Origin of the sequence: Rhizobium sp. 2YAF20, assembly GCF_052114685.1 — a bacterium.
GTDB lineage: Bacteria > Pseudomonadota > Alphaproteobacteria > Rhizobiales > Rhizobiaceae > Rhizobium.
Map to the genome: position 1 here is coordinate 313,435 of NZ_JBFRFF010000001.1, position 16,421 is coordinate 329,855.

At 59.8% G+C, this 16,421-nt stretch carries 18 protein-coding genes; 9 read left to right on the plus strand and 9 right to left on the minus strand.

Translation table 11 applies throughout. The annotated features are described in order from the left end of the window. Positions 1-145 precede the first annotated feature (145 nt). Positions 146-1,171, minus strand: a complete 1,026-nt coding sequence (locus AB4Z52_RS01470) for an RluA family pseudouridine synthase (RefSeq protein WP_442216120.1) — start codon at positions 1,169-1,171, stop codon at positions 146-148. Positions 1,172-1,211: 40 nt separating this feature from the next. Between AB4Z52_RS01470 and AB4Z52_RS01475 the strand changes: the two genes are divergently transcribed. Then, a complete protein-coding gene (locus AB4Z52_RS01475) occupies positions 1,212-1,592 on the plus strand; it encodes a hypothetical protein (RefSeq protein WP_442216121.1) in 381 nt (126 codons plus the stop codon). A gap of 13 nt (positions 1,593-1,605) precedes the next feature. Next, on the plus strand, positions 1,606-2,436 hold the full coding sequence (locus AB4Z52_RS01480; RefSeq protein ID WP_442216122.1) for a TrmH family RNA methyltransferase: 831 nt from the start codon (positions 1,606-1,608) through the stop codon (positions 2,434-2,436). Between the two features lie 17 nt (positions 2,437-2,453). On the opposite strand, the gene AB4Z52_RS01485 is transcribed toward AB4Z52_RS01480, so the two are convergent. Next, complete coding sequence (locus tag AB4Z52_RS01485) at positions 2,454-3,656, minus strand: hypothetical protein (RefSeq protein ID WP_442216123.1); 1,203 nt, start codon at positions 3,654-3,656, stop codon at positions 2,454-2,456. 131 nt (positions 3,657-3,787) lie between these two features. Next, entirely contained in the window at positions 3,788-4,378 is a 591-nt protein-coding gene (locus tag AB4Z52_RS01490) for a DUF1134 domain-containing protein (protein ID WP_442216124.1), read from the minus strand. A 202-nt stretch (positions 4,379-4,580) separates the two neighbouring features. Between AB4Z52_RS01490 and chpT the strand changes: the two genes are divergently transcribed. Together chpT and AB4Z52_RS01500 are read left to right on the plus strand one after the other, a co-directional pair. Further along, on the plus strand, positions 4,581-5,228 hold the full coding sequence (gene chpT / locus AB4Z52_RS01495) for a histidine phosphotransferase ChpT (protein WP_442216125.1): 648 nt from the start codon (positions 4,581-4,583) through the stop codon (positions 5,226-5,228). A 122-nt stretch (positions 5,229-5,350) separates the two neighbouring features. Then, a complete protein-coding gene (locus AB4Z52_RS01500; RefSeq protein ID WP_442216126.1) occupies positions 5,351-5,713 on the plus strand; it encodes a response regulator in 363 nt (120 codons plus the stop codon). A gap of 151 nt (positions 5,714-5,864) precedes the next feature. On the opposite strand, the gene ctrA is transcribed toward AB4Z52_RS01500, so the two are convergent. Beyond that, on the minus strand, positions 5,865-6,563 hold the full coding sequence (gene ctrA, locus AB4Z52_RS01505; RefSeq protein WP_442216127.1) for a response regulator transcription factor CtrA: 699 nt from the start codon (positions 6,561-6,563) through the stop codon (positions 5,865-5,867). Between the two features lie 442 nt (positions 6,564-7,005). On the opposite strand from ctrA, the gene AB4Z52_RS01510 reads away from it, so the two are divergent. After that, positions 7,006-7,356: a flagellar export protein FliJ gene (locus tag AB4Z52_RS01510; protein WP_442216128.1), complete on the plus strand. Its 351-nt coding sequence runs from the start codon at positions 7,006-7,008 to the stop codon at positions 7,354-7,356. A 106-nt stretch (positions 7,357-7,462) separates the two neighbouring features. On the opposite strand, the gene AB4Z52_RS01515 is transcribed toward AB4Z52_RS01510, so the two are convergent. Together AB4Z52_RS01515 and sciP are read right to left on the minus strand one after the other, a co-directional pair. Further along, positions 7,463-7,744, minus strand: a complete 282-nt coding sequence (locus AB4Z52_RS01515) for a GNAT family N-acetyltransferase (protein WP_442216129.1) — start codon at positions 7,742-7,744, stop codon at positions 7,463-7,465. 496 nt (positions 7,745-8,240) lie between these two features. Then, a complete protein-coding gene (gene sciP / locus AB4Z52_RS01520; RefSeq protein WP_111222512.1) occupies positions 8,241-8,516 on the minus strand; it encodes a CtrA inhibitor SciP in 276 nt (91 codons plus the stop codon). 392 nt (positions 8,517-8,908) lie between these two features. Between sciP and AB4Z52_RS01525 the strand changes: the two genes are divergently transcribed. After that, positions 8,909-9,640 carry a helix-turn-helix transcriptional regulator gene (locus AB4Z52_RS01525; protein ID WP_442216130.1) on the plus strand — a complete coding sequence of 244 codons (732 nt, stop codon included), beginning with the start codon at positions 8,909-8,911 and terminating at the stop codon, positions 9,638-9,640. Here the strand turns inward: AB4Z52_RS01525 and AB4Z52_RS01530 are convergent. From AB4Z52_RS01530 to cysQ, 3 genes are all read right to left on the minus strand, one after another. Next, positions 9,635-10,144 (minus strand): hypothetical protein, encoded by a 510-nt coding sequence (locus tag AB4Z52_RS01530; RefSeq protein ID WP_442216131.1) that lies wholly within the window; start codon positions 10,142-10,144, stop codon positions 9,635-9,637. The genes AB4Z52_RS01525 and AB4Z52_RS01530 overlap by 6 nt on opposite strands. 118 nt (positions 10,145-10,262) lie before the next feature. Further along, the gene (locus tag AB4Z52_RS01535) at positions 10,263-10,625 is read right to left on the minus strand and encodes a DUF2793 domain-containing protein (RefSeq protein WP_442216132.1); all 363 of its coding nucleotides are present in this window, start codon (positions 10,623-10,625) and stop codon (positions 10,263-10,265) included. A 143-nt stretch (positions 10,626-10,768) separates the two neighbouring features. Then, complete coding sequence (gene cysQ / locus AB4Z52_RS01540; protein ID WP_442216133.1) at positions 10,769-11,563, minus strand: 3'(2'),5'-bisphosphate nucleotidase CysQ; 795 nt, start codon at positions 11,561-11,563, stop codon at positions 10,769-10,771. A gap of 342 nt (positions 11,564-11,905) precedes the next feature. Here cysQ and AB4Z52_RS01545 point away from each other — a divergent pair, with 342 nt between their 5' ends. From AB4Z52_RS01545 to AB4Z52_RS01555, 3 genes are read left to right on the plus strand one after another with little or no spacing between them, the layout of a single operon-like run. Beyond that, positions 11,906-13,156: a sarcosine oxidase subunit beta family protein gene (locus tag AB4Z52_RS01545; protein ID WP_442216134.1), complete on the plus strand. Its 1,251-nt coding sequence runs from the start codon at positions 11,906-11,908 to the stop codon at positions 13,154-13,156. Positions 13,157-13,185: 29 nt separating this feature from the next. Beyond that, on the plus strand, positions 13,186-13,464 hold the full coding sequence (locus AB4Z52_RS01550) for a sarcosine oxidase subunit delta (RefSeq protein WP_442216135.1): 279 nt from the start codon (positions 13,186-13,188) through the stop codon (positions 13,462-13,464). After that, positions 13,461-16,418: a sarcosine oxidase subunit alpha family protein gene (locus tag AB4Z52_RS01555; RefSeq protein ID WP_442216136.1), complete on the plus strand. Its 2,958-nt coding sequence runs from the start codon at positions 13,461-13,463 to the stop codon at positions 16,416-16,418. Before AB4Z52_RS01550 ends, AB4Z52_RS01555 begins: the two co-directional genes overlap by 4 nt. Positions 16,419-16,421 lie beyond the last annotated feature (3 nt).

Sequence of the window (16,421 nt, forward strand, 5' to 3'; positions counted from 1 at the left end):
AGACAGGTGCGCCGTCATTCTCGGGGGCATCCGATGCCAGTTTCCGACAAGTGGCTGCAGCTTTCATTGGCCGCCGGGCGCTCGACGAATGGCATCTTGTGGCTGGATTATAAGCCCCGGGAACAGTCCCGTCCAGCCAAACCTCTCATCCTCGCAGCGCTGCCGCCAGTTCCAGCATATCCTCCGGCAGCGGTGCTTCGAAGTGCATGACTTCGCCGGTGCGGGGGTGTTCGAACTGGAGGAGATAGGCGTGGAGGGCCTGGCGGGGGAAGCGGTTGACGATGTCCTTGGCGTCGTCGGCAAGCAGGTTCGCCTTGGTCTTGAAGCCGCCGCCATAGGTCGTATCGCCCAACAGAGGATGGCCGATATGGGCCATGTGGACGCGGATCTGGTGGGTGCGGCCGGTCTCGAGGTGGCAATCGACCAGGCAGGCGAGTGCAGTCGCATCCGGTAATTCCCGGAAACGCTCCAGAACCTTGTAGTGGGTGATCGCCTCGTCGGAATCCTCCCTGTCGGGTTTCTGAACGGCACGCTTGGTCCGGTCGCTGGTGGAGCGGCCAAGCGGCGCGTCGATCGTTCCGACCAGCGGGCGGGGCCTGCCCCAGACGATCGCCTGATAGGCGCGCTCCAGTGACATGGTCCGGCCGTGGTCGGCAAACTGCAGCGAGAGATGCCGATGGGCGATATCGTTCTTGGCGACGACCATCACGCCGGTTGTATCCTTGTCGAGGCGATGGACGATCCCCGGACGTCGGACGCCGCCGATGCCGGAAAGCGTGTCGCCGCAATGGTGGATCAGCGCGTTGACCAGCGTGCCGGTCCAGTTGCCGGCACCGGGATGGACGACGAGGCCGGCGGGCTTTGAGATGACGATCAGGTCCTCATCCTCGTAGAGAACGTCGAGCGGGAGATCTTCTCCCTGCGGGGTCGGGTCTTCGGGGGCGGGCAGTTCGATCCGATAGGTCTCGCCTGGCTTCACTTTGCGCTGCGGGTCGGTGGCGGGCGTACCGTTCATCGTGACGGCCCCTTCCTTGATCAGCACCTTCAGCCGGCTTCGCGAGATTTCCTCGCCAAACTGCCCAGCAAGCCAGGCGTCGAGCCGGCCGCCGGCGGCTTCATCGGCGGTTAGGACTTTTATATTGTCGGCGGGTTCTTTAAAGGGATCGTTCAAACGCTGTCTCTCCGGCGCTTTTCATAAGAAGGATGCATCGATGACGAAATTCGCGCCAGACGACGATCAGGAAGAAAAGCCTCTCGATCCGGCAATGGAAATCGTTCGCCGCAAGATGGTGCGCCTGATGATCGTCTCGGCGGCGGTCATGGTGGTGAGCCTTATGGCGGTGTTTGGCGCCGTTGTCTACAAGACGACGCGTCCGTCGCAAAAACCAGTAGGCTCCGCCGTCAATGTCCCTTCCGACGGCCCCATCATCGCCAGAGCTGAGCTGCCTGCCGGTTTCTCGGTTCAATCGGTCGCACTTTCGGGAAGTCAGATCCTGTTCTACGGTACGACGTCGACCGGCCAGCAGCAGGCGATCGTCTTCGACTACGGCGTCGGGCGCATCGTCGCGACCATATCGCTTTCCGGCAACTGATGGGCCGTTCCCAATGACCGCCGGTCGGATGATTGCGATCGAGGATGTCGATGATCCAAGGATCGCCGAATTTCGGGATATTCGCGAGCGGGACATGACAGGCCGGCAAGGCCGGTTCATTGCCGAGGGAACTGTGGTGCTTCGCCTGCTTGCGGAAGCCCACGCCTCGGGGCGGGATTTCGTCGCGGAAAAGATCCTGCTGCTTCGCAATCGTGTTGTCGGCCTTGCAGATATCATTTCGACGCTTCCGCCTGATGTGCCGGTCTATGTTGCCGACGCCCAGGTTCTCGATGGCATCGTCGGTTTCCATCTGCATCGCGGCGTATTGGCTCTTGGCCGCCGGATTGCGCAGCCTGATATTTGCCTGCTGCTCGATGCGCTGCCGGAGCAATCGCTGGTGCTTGTCGGTTGCGGCATCTCCAACCACGACAATGTCGGCTCGATGTTCCGCAATGCGGCCGCGTTTGGGTCGGATGCGCTCATTCTCGACGAGACGTCCTGCGACCCGCTTTATCGGAAGGCCTTGCGGGTCTCGGTCGGTTCGGTGCTGATGATGCCCTATCGTCGTCAGGGCGCTGTCACGGATATTCTCGGCGCGCTGGCGGGCAAGGGTTTTGCGATCTGGAGCCTGTCGCCGCGCGGGCAAACGGATATCCGGGCGATCGTCCCAGAGAAGCGGCTGGCGCTTGTCGTCGGGACGGAAGGCGAGGGCCTGCCGGAACATATTCTTTCGGCCTTCGGAAGCGCCCGGATTCCGCAGGCGCCGGGGCTCGACAGCCTCAATGTCGCAACTGCCACGGGGATTGCGCTATTCGAGCTCTCATCGGCCATGCGGCGCATCTGAAGCTCCTCGCGCCAGGGTCACCGGTCGGGCAAAAGATCGTTGGTTCGCTCGGCAAGGCTCACCCGGCCGCCCTGGCCATGTTCGCCATTCTCCGGCAACAGCTTGAAGATGGGCGATCGGTCGCCTTCCTTGAGAGCGGTGATTGCCACCATATTGGCCGCGATCGTCGCGATCTCCTCGCGCATGGCCTGGTCGTGGGCGGCGGATCGGGATTTCAGCAGGCGATCGGAGAGAGCGTTGCTGCGGTTCCTGACCTCTTCCGTCAGCTTGGCGATCTCGGTTTCCACGGTCTGCTCCGGTCTGGCTGCTGTAGCCGCTGACGTCACGTCCAAGCCAGCATTTCGCACCAGCTGAGGTCCGGGCAGGGGTTTCGCGCCATTGGTGGACTTTGTCACTGGCTTGGCGATGCCTGCGGCTCGGAGCGCCCGGCCGGCTTCCCGCGCCTCAGCATTGGCCGATTTCAGCTTTTCCTTCAGCCGTGCAACATCCTGCAGCCGGCGTTCGATCGTGGTGTCCTTGTCCGCATTGCCGGCGACCTCGCGCTCGAGCTTGTTTTCCAGCCGCACGACCTTGCCTTCTTCTTCGGCCAGATGCTGTTCGGCATCCTTGGCACGCGTCGTCATCAGCTTGAGATCGTGGCGAAGCGTGTCCCGCTCTTCGCGCAGGGAATTAAAGCGAAGCCTCAGATTCTCGACTTCGGTCTCGCGGGCGGCAAGGTCGATCCTCAGATTGTCGGCGTCGGTGGCGGATTTATGCAGACGCTTGCGCAGGGTGTCGAGGTCGCTTTCCTTTTCGGAATGGGCCTGCTCTGAAATGCGAAGGCTTGTCTTCAGCTGGCTGATATAGCTCTCTTCGCGGCGTAGTCGCGATCTGAGGTCGCCGGCCTCGACGTTCATGTCGTCGATCTGGGAGCGAAGCTCTTCGCTTTCGGATGCCAGTCGTCCGGCTTCCTTGGTGAGTTCGTCCTGGCGTAGCTGGAGGGAGATGCCTTTTTCACGCTCGCGGGCAAGGCTTTGCTCCGTCTTCGCGTTTTCTGCGGCATAAAGTGCGCGCGCCATGTCCTTCTGGGCTCGCACCTCCTGCGGGCTCAGCGGCATGGTTGCTTTCAGGCGTTTCTCCGTGAACCAGACGATGCGGCGGTGGACTGCCGGAGCAACGAGGAAGACCAGGAAAACCGCGGTCAGAAAGCCTAATCCGAACAGCAGGGCGAATTCAATCACGGCGTAGCCATTGTCTCTGCGTTGATGGTGGTCTCGGTGTCCCGGGATTAAACATGGGGTAGGGGGAAGGGGCAAGCCGGCAATTCGGCGTATTGTCACCGTCTACAGCTGGCTTGCCGCCGATGGCGGTATCAGAAGGGGTTCCAGGTCGGCGCCGGCGTTACCTTGATATAGCCGACATTGACGCCGAGGCGTGCCCCAAGGCCGGTGCGGATCGGCACGATCACTACATTGTCGTTCTTGAGCACCGTCATGCCGACGCCTGCCACGACGAAGGCCTGTCCGCTCACGCCGCCGTAGCGGGCATAGACGCTATCGACGCTCGGCAGGTCGTAGACCAGCATCATGACGCGGGTGCCCTGGCCACCATAGTCGATGCCGAGGGAGGGACCCTGCCAGTACAGCGGATGTTCGCCGGCGTTCTTGGTGTTGAGCTGTCCCTCGCCGTAGGTCAGACCTGCGATGAAGGCGCCGGAACCCTCCTGGCCAAGGATGTAACCGTTCGGCAGGCCATAGCGCTCGAAAGCGGTTTCCACGACCTTGGCAAGGCCGCCGCTGGTCGAGCCGAAGAAATTGTGCCCGGCGTCGACGATTTCCTCGACGCTGTATTGGCTGCTGTTCGTCGCAGAGGCATCACGCGGCGCCAGCGGCAAAGCAAGGAGTGCGACGAGAGCGATCGCCCAGCTGAGGCCTGAAAATCTCTGCAGAAATCTGTAGCGCATAGTGTCACCCGTTCATCATGGTCGGTGCGATGAGTCGCTTTCGGCGACAGATGCATTTTGCGGCGATCCTCTTAATAATCGGTTTACCAAATATGGTGTCATTATGACACGAATTACGGCCGCGCGTGGTAATGCTCGCGCAAACCCAGTGTGGCAATGTCCGGAATACGATCGCCACGTCCCGGCTCTCAGGAGACAATGAATGTCGAAGAACCCAAATCTCACTCTGGCCGGACCGGATCTCGCCGCGCTGTTATGCAGCCGCGTGTGCCATGACGTGATCTCTCCCGTCGGAGCAATCAACAATGGTCTCGAATTGCTCGATGAAGGCGGCGCCGACGCCGACGCCATGGACCTCATCCGCACCAGCGCCCTCAATGCGTCGGTCCGCCTGAAATTCGCACGCCTTGCCTTTGGTGCATCCGGCTCCGTCGGGGCGTCGATCGATACCGGCGAGGCCGAAAGGGCGGTGAAAGACTTTGCCGAGGCAGAGAAAAAGACCGAGGTGACCTGGGTCGGCCCACGCGCCATCGTCGCCAAGAACCGCGTCAAGTTGCTGATGAACCTTTTTCTCGTCGCCTATGGCTCCATCCCGCGCGGAGGCAGCCTGGAGGTGACGCTCGAAAATCCGGAATTCGACGCCAAGTTCACGATTGTCGCCAAGGGTCGGCTGATGCGCGTGCCGCCGAAGTTTGCCGAGATCTGCTCCAGCGTGATAGAAGAGGCGATCGATGCTCATTCTATCCAGCCTTATTACACCGTGCTCCTTGCCGAAGAGAGCGGAATGGAGCTGAAATACACCTCAACAGCAGAGGAAATCGTCTACACCGCAGAATTTTTCAGCGCATAAATTCGCGCTATGCGGGAGGCGGAAGAAGAGGCGGTAACGATTCTTTAGCCTCGTGCCACTAAAGTTTGAACTCTAAGGGCGGCGTCCGGACCATTTTTGGGTCGGATGCGAAGGAGTGGCGGATGCAGAAGTTCATGATCACGGATACGTCGGATGTCGTCCGCAAGGTCGGCAAACGTATCCTGTCTGAGCTCGATTTTCTCGTCAGCGAAGCCGGCAGCGCCCATGAAGCGCTTGCCTGCTGCCAGGTCGATCTGCCTGACTATATCATTGTCGATTCAGGGATGGACGGCGCGCTCGACCTCATTTCCGGTATCCGTGCGATGGAGAACGGCAAGGCAGTGAAGATCTACTATTGCGTCGTCGAGGCTGACCTCAAGAAACTGATGGCCGGCAAAAGGGCAGGCGCCACCGATTTTCTCTTGAAGCCCTTCGATCGCAAGATCCTGACCGCGGTTTTCGGCAACCGGGCGATCGCCGCCTGATATTTCCATCATCATTCATGGGCTCTGCGGCCGCCTGTCCGCCGACGGCTTACGCTGCGGCAACCCCGAATCCAAAAAACGAAAATCCCGCCTCGCAAGAGACGGGATTTCGATAGGGGTAGGCGGGGGCAGCTTGGCGGCTAGCGACCGTTTAGGCGCTTTCGGCGAAGTTGCCTTCCGGTTCGCGCAGCACATAGCCGCGGCCCCAGACAGTTTCAATGTAATTTGCACCGCCCGCGGCATTTGCCAGCTTCTTGCGCAGTTTGCAGATGAAGACGTCGATGATCTTCAGTTCAGGTTCGTCCATGCCACCATAGAGATGGTTCAGGAACATTTCCTTGGTGAGGGTCGTACCCTTGCGGAGCGAGAGGAGCTCCAGCATCTGGTATTCCTTGCCCGTCAGGTGAACGCGCTGGCCGCCGACTTCGACTGTCTTTGCGTCAAGATTGACGATGAGTTCGCCGGTCATGATGACCGATTGAGCGTGACCCTTGGAACGACGGACGATCGCATGGATGCGAGCGACGAGTTCGTCCTTGTGGAAAGGCTTGGTCATGTAATCGTCGGCACCGAAGCCGAGACCGCGAACCTTGTCTTCGATGCCGGCCATGCCGGAGAGGATCAGGATCGGCGTCTTTACCTTCGACAGACGCAGCGTGCGAAGAACTTCGTAGCCGGACATGTCTGGAAGGTTAAGATCGAGAAGAATGATGTCGTAGTCATAGAGCTTGCCAAGATCCACACCCTCTTCACCGAGGTCGGTCGTGTAGACGTTGAAGCTTTCCGATTTAAGCATCAGTTCGATGCTCTGCGCTGTCGCGCTGTCGTCTTCAATGAGTAGAACCCGCATATTTATCCCCTTTACCGCTGCCGAAAGGCTTTCAGCCTCCTTTACGCGATACCGACCCAACCACTGCCTGATTTGAAAGCTGCCATGTAATGGTTAACAAATTCTGATTCCCTCTGGCAAGGTGTATCGAGTTTATTAAATAATTTTTCCATTTCACTGTTTTCCAACGTTAATCAGGAAATCCGAATTCTTAACCATCACGTTAAGAAAATACGCCAAGCGATTCATCTGACTCGTCTATGCAGCTGTTTCGAAATCATTCCGTGGCATTTACTGACCCTTAAATGATCGGGACTATCATTAACGATGCCCGTAAACGAAAGGTTACCAGCGGTAGGTTTTTGTTAATACCGTCGGAATTTTTTTGATCCAAGCCGCGACAATGCGGTGCGGAGGGGTGTTTTGTAGTGAGCCGGGGTCTCGCATCACGGGAGTAATGCGTATGAAGTCACGTGAGAGCCTAGTCCGCCTGAAGGAATTTCAGGTGAATGAAAAGCGTCGTCAGCTGCATCAATTGCAGATGATGATGGGCGAATTCGATCGAATGACGAAGGATCTGGAGAGCCAGATCGTCATCGAAGAGAAGAGGTCCGGAATTTCCGACCCGAACCACTTCGCCTATCCGACCTTTGCAAAGGCTGCGCGCCAGCGCGCGGACAATCTGCAGGTTTCGATACGCGATTTACGGACGCAGGAAGAGGCGCTGGAAACATCGCTGGAGGAGATGCAGGCGGAATATGCCAAGGCTGCAGCGCTCGAAGAGCGCGATGGCGGCATGCGAGCCCGCGCCTGATCCAATCGTTTCGTCGCGGTAGCGACGGGATCCTTCACGAAGAGCCGTGCATGACTGGCCAGGTGGCCGGCCATGCACGGCTTTTGGTGTTTTCCGAAATGGATCGCTAGAGATTGACCACGTCGCGCCATTCTCCATGGCGTTGCGCCTGCGCTCGGAAGAACGGGCATAGAGGAAAGATCTTCCAGCCGTTCCTTCTTGCCTCCTCGACCGCATGGAGAGCGAGCGCCTGGCCGACGCCCTTGCCACGAAGTGCATCGGGAACGCCGGTATGGTCAATGATGATCAGCTTCGGCGATGTCCGCGAATAGGTCATCTCGGCCTCGTGGCCCTCGAGCGTGGCAATATATCGACCGCCCGACCCGGTCTCTTCATTGCGGATATCCATGGATCTTCCTTCGAAACGGCTGCGTGGCATTAGATTTACACGCAATGTTGCGGCTGCCAACGGGCCGCCGATGGATCGTTTCGATACATAATATTTTCAGCGAGACGTTGTCACTTCTCGCGATCATCGTGTTTTTCGCGTAAACGGCGACGGTCGAACCGCGGTGACCGTCACCGACAGTTGAGTTTTCCTGTCGATGCGCGAGATCGTCAGGCTGGCGATTGCGACGTTGCAGGAGGGGAGGCGGGGGAGCGGCTCACTCATCTTCGATCACGTCGTGCAGCAACTATCCAGGTGGTCTGTGATGGATGCGCTGCTCGTCGCGATCGAACAAGAACGGCCGCCTGGACCGGTGGAAGGCTTCCGCATTTGCGCGGTATGGCCTTCGGTCTCTTACCCGCTCAGCAATCAATCTCCGGCTCTCTGCTGATCTTCTCAAGGAAGCTGCAGGGCCGGAAAACCAAACGGGATCAATGGGAAAGGAGGGCGAGACCCATCAGTGGCGATATTGCTGGATGCGCGTCGTGCGCAGGCCAGCCAGGCCGTGGCTGCTGATGGAGGACTGCCAGGACAGGAATTCCTCAACTGTGAGCGTATAACGGTCACAGGCTTCTTCCAAGCTCAGCAAACCACCGCGCACGGCCGCGACAACCTCAGCCTTACGACGGATCACCCAACGCCGGGTATTGGGCGGAGGCAGATCTGCAATCGTCAGTGGGCTGCCATCGGGGCCGATGACATACTTCACTCGGGGTCGTATCATTTCGGTCATTGGACTCTCTACACATACTCAAGACCACATTGGGCACTGTAGCTTGCCACATTTAAAAATTGCCTAAGCGCGTAGTAACACTTTGATAACAATTTTAAGGAGTTTGCCGGGCAGTTGATTTGCTGCGGTAGGCCAGAATAACCATCGGCCTTACCCGGCGGGAATTTGAGCTCAGCGCATGGGAGCCATGCGTAATAACCATTATAGAATATGAGTGTTCTATAATATAAGGGCAGCAATTCAAGAATGAATGCCGAAGCCGTTTCCCCATATCTCAGAATTTCAGCTCGAATACTTGGCCAAACGTCCCAGCCTTTTCTCAAGGTGGGGCGAAGTCTTTGTTTTTCGACGAAATATGACCGGAGGCTGCCCGACATTCCGGAGCGTCGACGATGAGAGAAAGTGCAAATATAGTTCGCCGCAGCGCACAGGACACCTTGCCGCTGGCGGTTTCGGCCTTGTCTGCGCCGCACGGTCGGCTGCTTGACGAGGCGGCCAAAAAGGCGGGTTTCGGCTATTTCCTGATGGCCCATTTTCCGCGCGGCGACAGCGCCGGTTTTGCCGACAACCAGATTGCCTGCAACTGGCCGCAGGCGCTCGTCGACGACTATTCCAACGCCGATCTTTTTCATCGCAGTCAGATGATTCAGGCAATGAAGCGGACCAACATGCCGGTATTCTGCGATTGCGCGGGATTCGATGTCGAGGCCGCGAATGGAGAAGGCAAGCATTTCGATACGCAGTTTGCCGGACATGGCCTGCGCCGCACCTTCGCATTCAGCCTTCATGACGTCGCACTTCGGCATTATATTTTCGCCTTTTCCGGCAATCGGCCGGCGCTTTCGCGCCAGGAGAGCATGGAACTGGTCTATAGCTCGATGCAGATTCTCGAATCCTTCGTGCGATATGGCAAAGCCGTCGAGCAGCCGGTCGAGCGGTTGAGCAATCGCGAAGTCGAATGCCTTCGATGGTCGGCAGCAGGCAAGAGCAGCGAGGAGATTGCCATCATCCTCGCGCTTTCGACCCATACCGTGGCGAGCTATCTGAAGAGCGCGATGCGCAAGCTCAATTCGGTCAATCGCATGCAGGCAGTGGCGCGCGCCTATCGCTACAGGCTGTTATAGCAGAAGGGCGACGATCTCCGTCTTTCCGCTGCCGAATTCGAATTGTGCCGTACCGCCATGAAGCAAGCTCAGGCGATCTCCGGCTGCAAGGCTTGCCATCCCTGTGGCGCTCTGGCGGAGGGCAACCGTGGTCGCCGGAGCGCCGGTGGTTGCCGAGACGGTCGTGCCGTTGGCGACAAGACTGACGGTATGACCTGCTGATGACGGGAGGCTGGCGTTCAGCGTCAGGAGATAGTCTCCGCTGACCGGCACCGAGAGACGGTTTCCAAGTGTGCCACCGAGCGTATCGCCAAGCGCGAAGCCGCCCTGGGTCATCGTCAACTGGCAGAAGCCTGTCTTGGTACCATTTGCCGGCGTCGAAGCTGTTCCGACGAGAGAGGGACAAACCTGCGGGAGACTGGGCGTCGTGACGACGCCCTTGGACGAAACCTGAAGGCCCGTCAGCCGGCTATTTCCATCCGGGCTGGCCTTGACGACGAAATCATCGCTGCCGGCAATTCCCATTTCGGCCCCGCCTGACCAATCTGTCTGGAACAGCAATGAAGCGGTGTAGACTAAGGCCTGCTTGTTGACCTTGATCTGGTGTCCGTGCCGGCATTGTTGAAGAGCGTGACTGCTGCGCTCACCGCAAGTCTGTTGGTCGCATCGGCGGTCGTGTTGATGCCGAGATCAGTACGGTGCCGGCGGACGCCTGCTCCTGCCATTGTCCTCCTTGATAGCTACGTGGGTGGGTGTCGGACTGAAACCAGGCCCGCCAGCCGTCGCGCAGCTGTATGAAGACCCACGCCCAGTCGACGCGCAGCGCAATCGGGCCGGATTTTCCGGCCCAGGCGCCGGAGGCTGCCGCGTCGATCAGGTAGCAGGCGCCTTCGGCTTGGCTTTGTGGCGGTGCGGCGGCAAGTCCAGCGATCGTCAGCTGAGCGACTGCGTCAAGCAGCTGCAGGATCTCGTTGTGGGTGACATGCTTCTGCGCCTGCGGCGGCATGATCTAGGGCAGGGCAAGATTGGTGGTTTGGTCGCACAAGGCTCATCTCCCTCGATGTGGTTGTGGGAGACTCTATGCCGGGCCTGGCAAGCGGGGACGGTCAGCAACCGCTTTTGTTGGATTTACTGCAGTTTCAGGCGTCGCTATGCGACGGCGAGCCTTTGCCGTCCGCCCCAGCTGACGAAATTGGGGTTGGCGAAATCGCTGTCATGGGATTGATCCGTCTTGCCGTAGTTGAGCGGCATACCGTCCAGCATCACAGTGGTGCCGCCGGCAGCGCGCAGCACGGCGTCTCCGGCCGCGGTATCCCACTCCATGGTGCGGGTGAAGCGGGGATAGACGTCGGCCTTTCCCTCCGCCAGCAGGCAAAATTTTAGCGACGACCCGATCGTCGTGCAGGCAGTCACCGCATTTTCAGCCATGAAGTCGTCGGTGCTGATGCTTCCATGGCAGCGGCTCGCAAGCGCGAGCAGATTTTCCTGCTGCAGGCGTACGTGGATGACCGCGCGATCGGTAATGCGGAAGTTCTCGTCGATGACCAGCTTCTCCGCGTTGCCGGCTTCGCCTGTAAAGGCGAGACCAATGGCGGGCGCATAGACGATGCCTGCGACGGGTACGCCTTCGTAAATATAGGCGATGTTGACGGTGAACTCGTCGCGGTGCTCGACGAATTCACGCGTGCCATCGAGCGGGTCGACAAGAAAGAATGATTTGCCGCGAATATCAGGAATTCTCCCCGCTGCGACGGATTCTTCGGCGATGACAGGGATGTCGGGAAAGTCTCGCAGAAGATGACCGAGAATGATTTCCTCGGCGCGCTCGTCGGCGATCGTCACGGGTGAAAGATCCTGCTTCAGCGCGACTGCGTAGCCGCCGCGGTAGATTTCGAGGATTGCTTTTCCTGCTTCCAGTGCCGCTTGTTCGAACGTCGCGAGCATTTACTATCGTCTTTCCGCCGGATTTCCGCGTCCGGTACGTTTCGATGCTGATGATACAATAGGTAAGAAGTCTTAACAGCTATGTTCAGGGTCGGGTTGCATCACGTTTTTTGGCTGTAGCTGCTGCAACTTGATCTCGCAATCGATCTGCTTCGAAGCGGCGGGTTTGTGCACATTCGGCTTCGTCGCGGCGTGCTCTTTCGGATACACTTTCCGTCGATCTCACCATCCCCCGGTGAAAAGCGGACGATGTCTCATTTGGCGATTTTTGTGTCCTATCCGGGCTTGTCGTTTCCATCGCATATGCGAAGGTGCAGCTCGATTTGAGACCTGGGTCATCGCATGGGCTATTCAGCATTTTCGATCCTGAAGAACGCATTTTCGGGAAACCGCAACTGGCAGCCGGTCTGGCGCACGCCTGAACCGAAGCCGCATTACGACGTGATCATTGTCGGCGGCGGCGGGCATGGGCTGGCCACGGCCTACTATCTCGCCAAGGAATTCGGCATCACCAATATTGCGGTGCTTGAAAAAAACTACATCGGCTCCGGCAATGTCGGGCGCAATACGACCATCATCCGTTCCAACTACATGCTGCCGGGCAATGAACCGCTTTACGAGCTTTCGATGAAGCTCTGGGAAGGGCTGGAGCAGGATTTCAACTACAATGCGATGGTGTCGCAGCGCGGGATCGTCAATCTGATCCATTCCGACGGACAGCGCGATGCCTATGCCCGGCGCGGCAACGCGATGCGCATGCACGGCGTGGACGCCGAGCTGCTCGACCGCGAGCAGGTCCGAAAGATGATGCCCTATCTCAATTTCGACCATGCGCGCTTCCCGATCCTCGGCGGTCTGCTGCAGCGGCGCGGCGGCACGGCGCGTCACGACGCAGTCGCCTGGGGCTATGCGCGCGGTGCCGACATGCGCGGCGTCGATCTGATCCAGCAATGCGAAGTCACCGGCATCCGCCGCGAAAACGGTCGTGTGACCGGCGTAGAGACGTCACGCGGCTTCATCGGCTGCAGCAAGCTCGGCCTTGCCGGCGCCGGCAATACATCGACGCTCGGGCGCATGGCCGAACTCGATTTGCCGATCGAAAGCCATGTGCTGCAGGCCTTCGTCTCCGAGGGGCTGAAGCCCGTGCTCGACAACGTCATCACCTATGGTGCCGGCCATTTCTACATCTCGCAGTCGGACAAGGGCGGTCTCGTCTTCGGTGCCGACCTCGATTCCTACGCTTCCTATGCGCAGCGCGGCAACCTTGCGACTGTCGAACATACGATCGAAGAGGGTGTGGCGCTCATTCCGGGGCTGTCACGCGTGCGCGTCCTAAGGACCTGGGGCGGCGTGATGGACATGAGCATGGACGGTTCTCCGATTATCGATCGCACCCCGATCGACAATCTCTACCTGAATTGCGGCTGGTGTTACGGCGGCTTCAAGGCGACGCCTGCCTCGGGTTTCTGCTTTGCGCATCTGATCGCCAAGAACGAGAGCCACGATGTCAGCCGCCTGCTGCGCCTCGATCGTTTCGAGCGCGGTTTCGAGATCGACGAAAGCGGCAAGGGCCCGCAGCCGAACCTCCATTGAGCCCGAACCTTCACGAGCGTTGAGATATCATGGCAAGCTTGATTACCTGCCCGCATTGCGGCATCCGCCCGAAGGAAGAATTCACGATCCGTGGCGATGCCTCGGTGACGCGGCCGTCTCCATCGGCCTCCGACGAAGCCTGGCATCGCTACGTCCATATTCGCGACAATCCGCGCGGCCGCTATCTCGAATATTGGCATCACGCCTCCGGTTGCCGCCGCTGGCTGGTCGTCGACCGCAGCAACGTCACGCACGAAGTGTTTTCCGTCACCGATGCCGCCGACAAGGCAAGGGAGGTTGCCCGATGAGCGCCTATCGTCTCGCCTCCGGCGGCCTTGTCAATCGCAGCCAGCCGCTCAACTTCACCTTTGACGGCAAGGCAATGAAGGGGTTTGACGGCGATACGCTTGCCTCGGCGCTGCTTGCCAACGACCAGCTGCTCGTCGGACGCAGCTTCAAGTATCACCGGCCGCGCGGCGTCGTCACGGCGGGTTCAGCCGAGCCGAATGCGCTTGTCTCGATCGGCTCAGGAGGCCGCACCGAGCCGAATACGCGTGCGACAGTCGCCGAGCTCTACCAAGGTCTTGCCGCGGTCAGCCAGAACCGCTGGCCGTCGCTGAAATATGACATCGGCTCGCTCAACAGCCTGTTGTCGCCATTTCTCGGGGCCGGCTTCTACTACAAGACCTTCATGTGGCCGGCGGCCTTCTGGGAGAAGGTCTATGAGCCCTTCATCCGGCACGCGGCGGGTCTCGGCAAGGTCGTCATGCAGGCCGATCCCGACCGCTATGAGAAGGCTTGGGCGCATTGCGATCTGTTGGTGGTCGGCTCTGGCCCGGCCGGCCTGATGGCTGCGCTAACGGCGGCCCGCGGCGGTCTTCGCGTCATTCTGGCCGACGAAGGCTTTCGCCTCGGCGGATCGCTGCTGAGCGAGAAATTGTCGATCGGCGGGCTTAGCGCCGACGCCTTCGCTCAGTCTATCCTCGAGGAGCTTGCCAGCTTCGAAAACGTGACACTGATGCCGCGCACGACGATTTTCGGCTGGTACGACGACAACGTATTCGGCGCGGTCGAAAAGGTCCAGAAGCACGTCGCGATGCCATCGCCGGAACTGCCGGTCGAGAGGATGTGGCGCATTGCTGCCAAGCGGGCGATCCTTGCAACGGGCGCCGAAGAGCGGCCGCTCGTCTTCGGCGGCAATGATCGTCCCGGCGTGATGATGGCCGGCGCCATGCGCAGCTATCTCAACCGATACGGTGTCGCCGTCGGGCAAAAGGTCGCGGTTTTCACCAATGGCGGCTCCGGCTACCGCACGGCACAGGACCTCGCGGCGCAGGGCGTCGAGATCGCGGCGATCGTCGATACGCGCGCGGGCACCAACGAGGTTGCGCCCGGGGGCGTTCGCGTCATTCACGGCGGCAGCGTCATATCCACCAAGGGCAAATACCGGATCGAGGGGCTGATTGTCGATCGGGGCGGCCTGGATGAGCTGGTCGCCTGCGACGCGCTTGCCGTATCGGGCGGCTGGTCGCCGATCATCCATCTGGCCTGCCAGCGCGGTGCCAAGCCCGTATGGTCGGATGAGAAGCAGGCCTTTATGGCGCCGACCGTCGGTGGCGAGCTGGAGCTTGCCGGTTCAGTTGCCGGCGTCGAGACCATTGCCGGCTGCCTGGCGGACGGCGCACGCAGGGCCTCGACCGTTTTGACGAGCCTCGGCCTTTCGGCTGCAGAAGCCGATCTTCCCGAGGTTGAAGGCGAATATGATCCGTCTTTTGCAGCGGTCTGGCATGTGCCCGGTGCCAAGGACAAGGCCTTCATCGATTTCCAGAACGACGTCCATGCCAAGGATCTCGGCCTGGCGCTGCGCGAAGGCTTCGGCCATATCGAACACGCAAAGCGCTACACGACCAACGGCATGGCAACCGACCAGGGCAAGCTTGGCAACGTCAACGCTGCGGGCATCATCGCCGGTATGCGCGGCGTCAGCCCTGCTGCCGTCGGCACCACGACCTTCCGCCCCTTTTACACTCCTGTCTCCTTCGGGGTCATGGCCGGCGCGGCGCGCGGCAGGCATGCGCGCCCCGTTCGGCAATCGCCGCTGCACGGCTGGGCAAAGAAGAACGGCGCGATCTTCGTCGAGGCGGGCGCCTGGTACCGTTCGTCCTGGTTCCCGCGCGATGGCGAGAAAGGCTGGCGCGAGAGCGTCGACCGCGAGGTACTGAACGTTCGCGCCAATGTCGGCATCTGCGATGTCTCGACACTCGGAAAGATCGAGGTTTTCGGCCGGGACGCGGCGGAATTTCTGAACCGGCTCTACAGCAATGCTTTCCTGAAGCTGCCGGTCGGCAAGGCCCGCTACGGGCTGATGCTGCGCGAGGACGGCTATGTCTACGACGACGGCACCACCACTCGGCTTTCCGAAAACCACTTCTTTGTCACAACGACCACGGCCTATGCCGGCGAAGTGATGACCCATATGGAATTCTGCTCGCAGACCTTGTGGCCCGATCTCGACGTCCGTTTCGTTTCATCGTCGGATCAATGGGCGCAGATGTCGGTGGCTGGACCGAAAGCCCGCGTGGTGCTGCAGCAATTGATCGAGGACGATATCTCCAACGAGGCGTTCCCCTTCCTTGCTGCTGCGACGGTGACGTTGAAGGGCGGTCCCAAGGCCCGGCTTTTCCGCATTTCGTTTTCGGGCGAGCTCGCCTTCGAGCTGGCGGTTCCTGCAGGCTACGGCGAAGCGGTCGCGGACGCTGTCATGGAAGCGGGCAAGGCGCATGGCATCTCGCCCTATGGCGTTGAGGCGCTGAACGTGCTGCGCATCGAGAAGGGCCACGTCACCCACAATGAACTCGATGGCCGCACGACGCCCGACGATGTCGGTCTCGGCCGGATGATGTCGACGCTGAAGGTGGATTTCATCGGCAAGCGGCTGTCCACCCGCTTCGGCCTCACGGCTGCCGACCGGATCCAGCTTGTCGGGCTGAAGCCGGTCGATACGGCCAAGGAAATCAAGGCCGGGGCACACCTCCTGAAAGAGGGCGCAAAGCCTTCGACCGCGAACGATCAGGGCCATGTTTCCTCGGTCTGTTTTTCGCCGGTACTTGGCCATTCAATCGCGCTTGCCTTCCTGAAATCGGGGCGCGAACGGATTGGCGAGAAGATTGTCGTCTGGGACGGTTTGCGCGGCGAGGAAATCCTTGCCGAGGTTTGCAGTCCGGTCTTCGTCGATGCCGAAAACAAGAAGCTGAATGTTTGAGGA

Excerpts from the sequence above, each read along its gene's own strand:
- AB4Z52_RS01545 (WP_442216134.1), top strand. The coding sequence starts at position 11,906 with ATGGGCTATTCAGCATTTTCGATCCTGAAGAACGCATTTTCGGGAAAC.
- AB4Z52_RS01550 (WP_442216135.1), top strand. The coding sequence starts at position 13,186 with ATGGCAAGCTTGATTACCTGCCCGCATTGCGGCATCCGCCCGAAGGAA.
- AB4Z52_RS01535 (WP_442216132.1), bottom strand. The coding sequence starts at position 10,625 with ATGCCGCCGCAGGCGCAGAAGCATGTCACCCACAACGAGATCCTGCAG.
- sciP (WP_111222512.1), bottom strand. The coding sequence starts at position 8,516 with ATGACCGAAATGATACGACCCCGAGTGAAGTATGTCATCGGCCCCGAT.
- cysQ (WP_442216133.1), bottom strand. The coding sequence starts at position 11,563 with ATGCTCGCGACGTTCGAACAAGCGGCACTGGAAGCAGGAAAAGCAATC.
- AB4Z52_RS01490 (WP_442216124.1), bottom strand. The coding sequence starts at position 4,378 with ATGCGCTACAGATTTCTGCAGAGATTTTCAGGCCTCAGCTGGGCGATC.
- AB4Z52_RS01475 (WP_442216121.1), top strand. The coding sequence starts at position 1,212 with ATGACGAAATTCGCGCCAGACGACGATCAGGAAGAAAAGCCTCTCGAT.
- AB4Z52_RS01555 (WP_442216136.1), top strand. The coding sequence starts at position 13,461 with ATGAGCGCCTATCGTCTCGCCTCCGGCGGCCTTGTCAATCGCAGCCAG.
- AB4Z52_RS01480 (WP_442216122.1), top strand. The coding sequence starts at position 1,606 with ATGACCGCCGGTCGGATGATTGCGATCGAGGATGTCGATGATCCAAGG.
- ctrA (WP_442216127.1), bottom strand. The coding sequence starts at position 6,563 with ATGCGGGTTCTACTCATTGAAGACGACAGCGCGACAGCGCAGAGCATC.
- AB4Z52_RS01510 (WP_442216128.1), top strand. The coding sequence starts at position 7,006 with ATGAAGTCACGTGAGAGCCTAGTCCGCCTGAAGGAATTTCAGGTGAAT.
- AB4Z52_RS01515 (WP_442216129.1), bottom strand. The coding sequence starts at position 7,744 with ATGGATATCCGCAATGAAGAGACCGGGTCGGGCGGTCGATATATTGCC.
- AB4Z52_RS01525 (WP_442216130.1), top strand. The coding sequence starts at position 8,909 with ATGAGAGAAAGTGCAAATATAGTTCGCCGCAGCGCACAGGACACCTTG.
- AB4Z52_RS01530 (WP_442216131.1), bottom strand. The coding sequence starts at position 10,144 with ATGGGAATTGCCGGCAGCGATGATTTCGTCGTCAAGGCCAGCCCGGAT.
- chpT (WP_442216125.1), top strand. The coding sequence starts at position 4,581 with ATGTCGAAGAACCCAAATCTCACTCTGGCCGGACCGGATCTCGCCGCG.
- AB4Z52_RS01500 (WP_442216126.1), top strand. The coding sequence starts at position 5,351 with ATGCAGAAGTTCATGATCACGGATACGTCGGATGTCGTCCGCAAGGTC.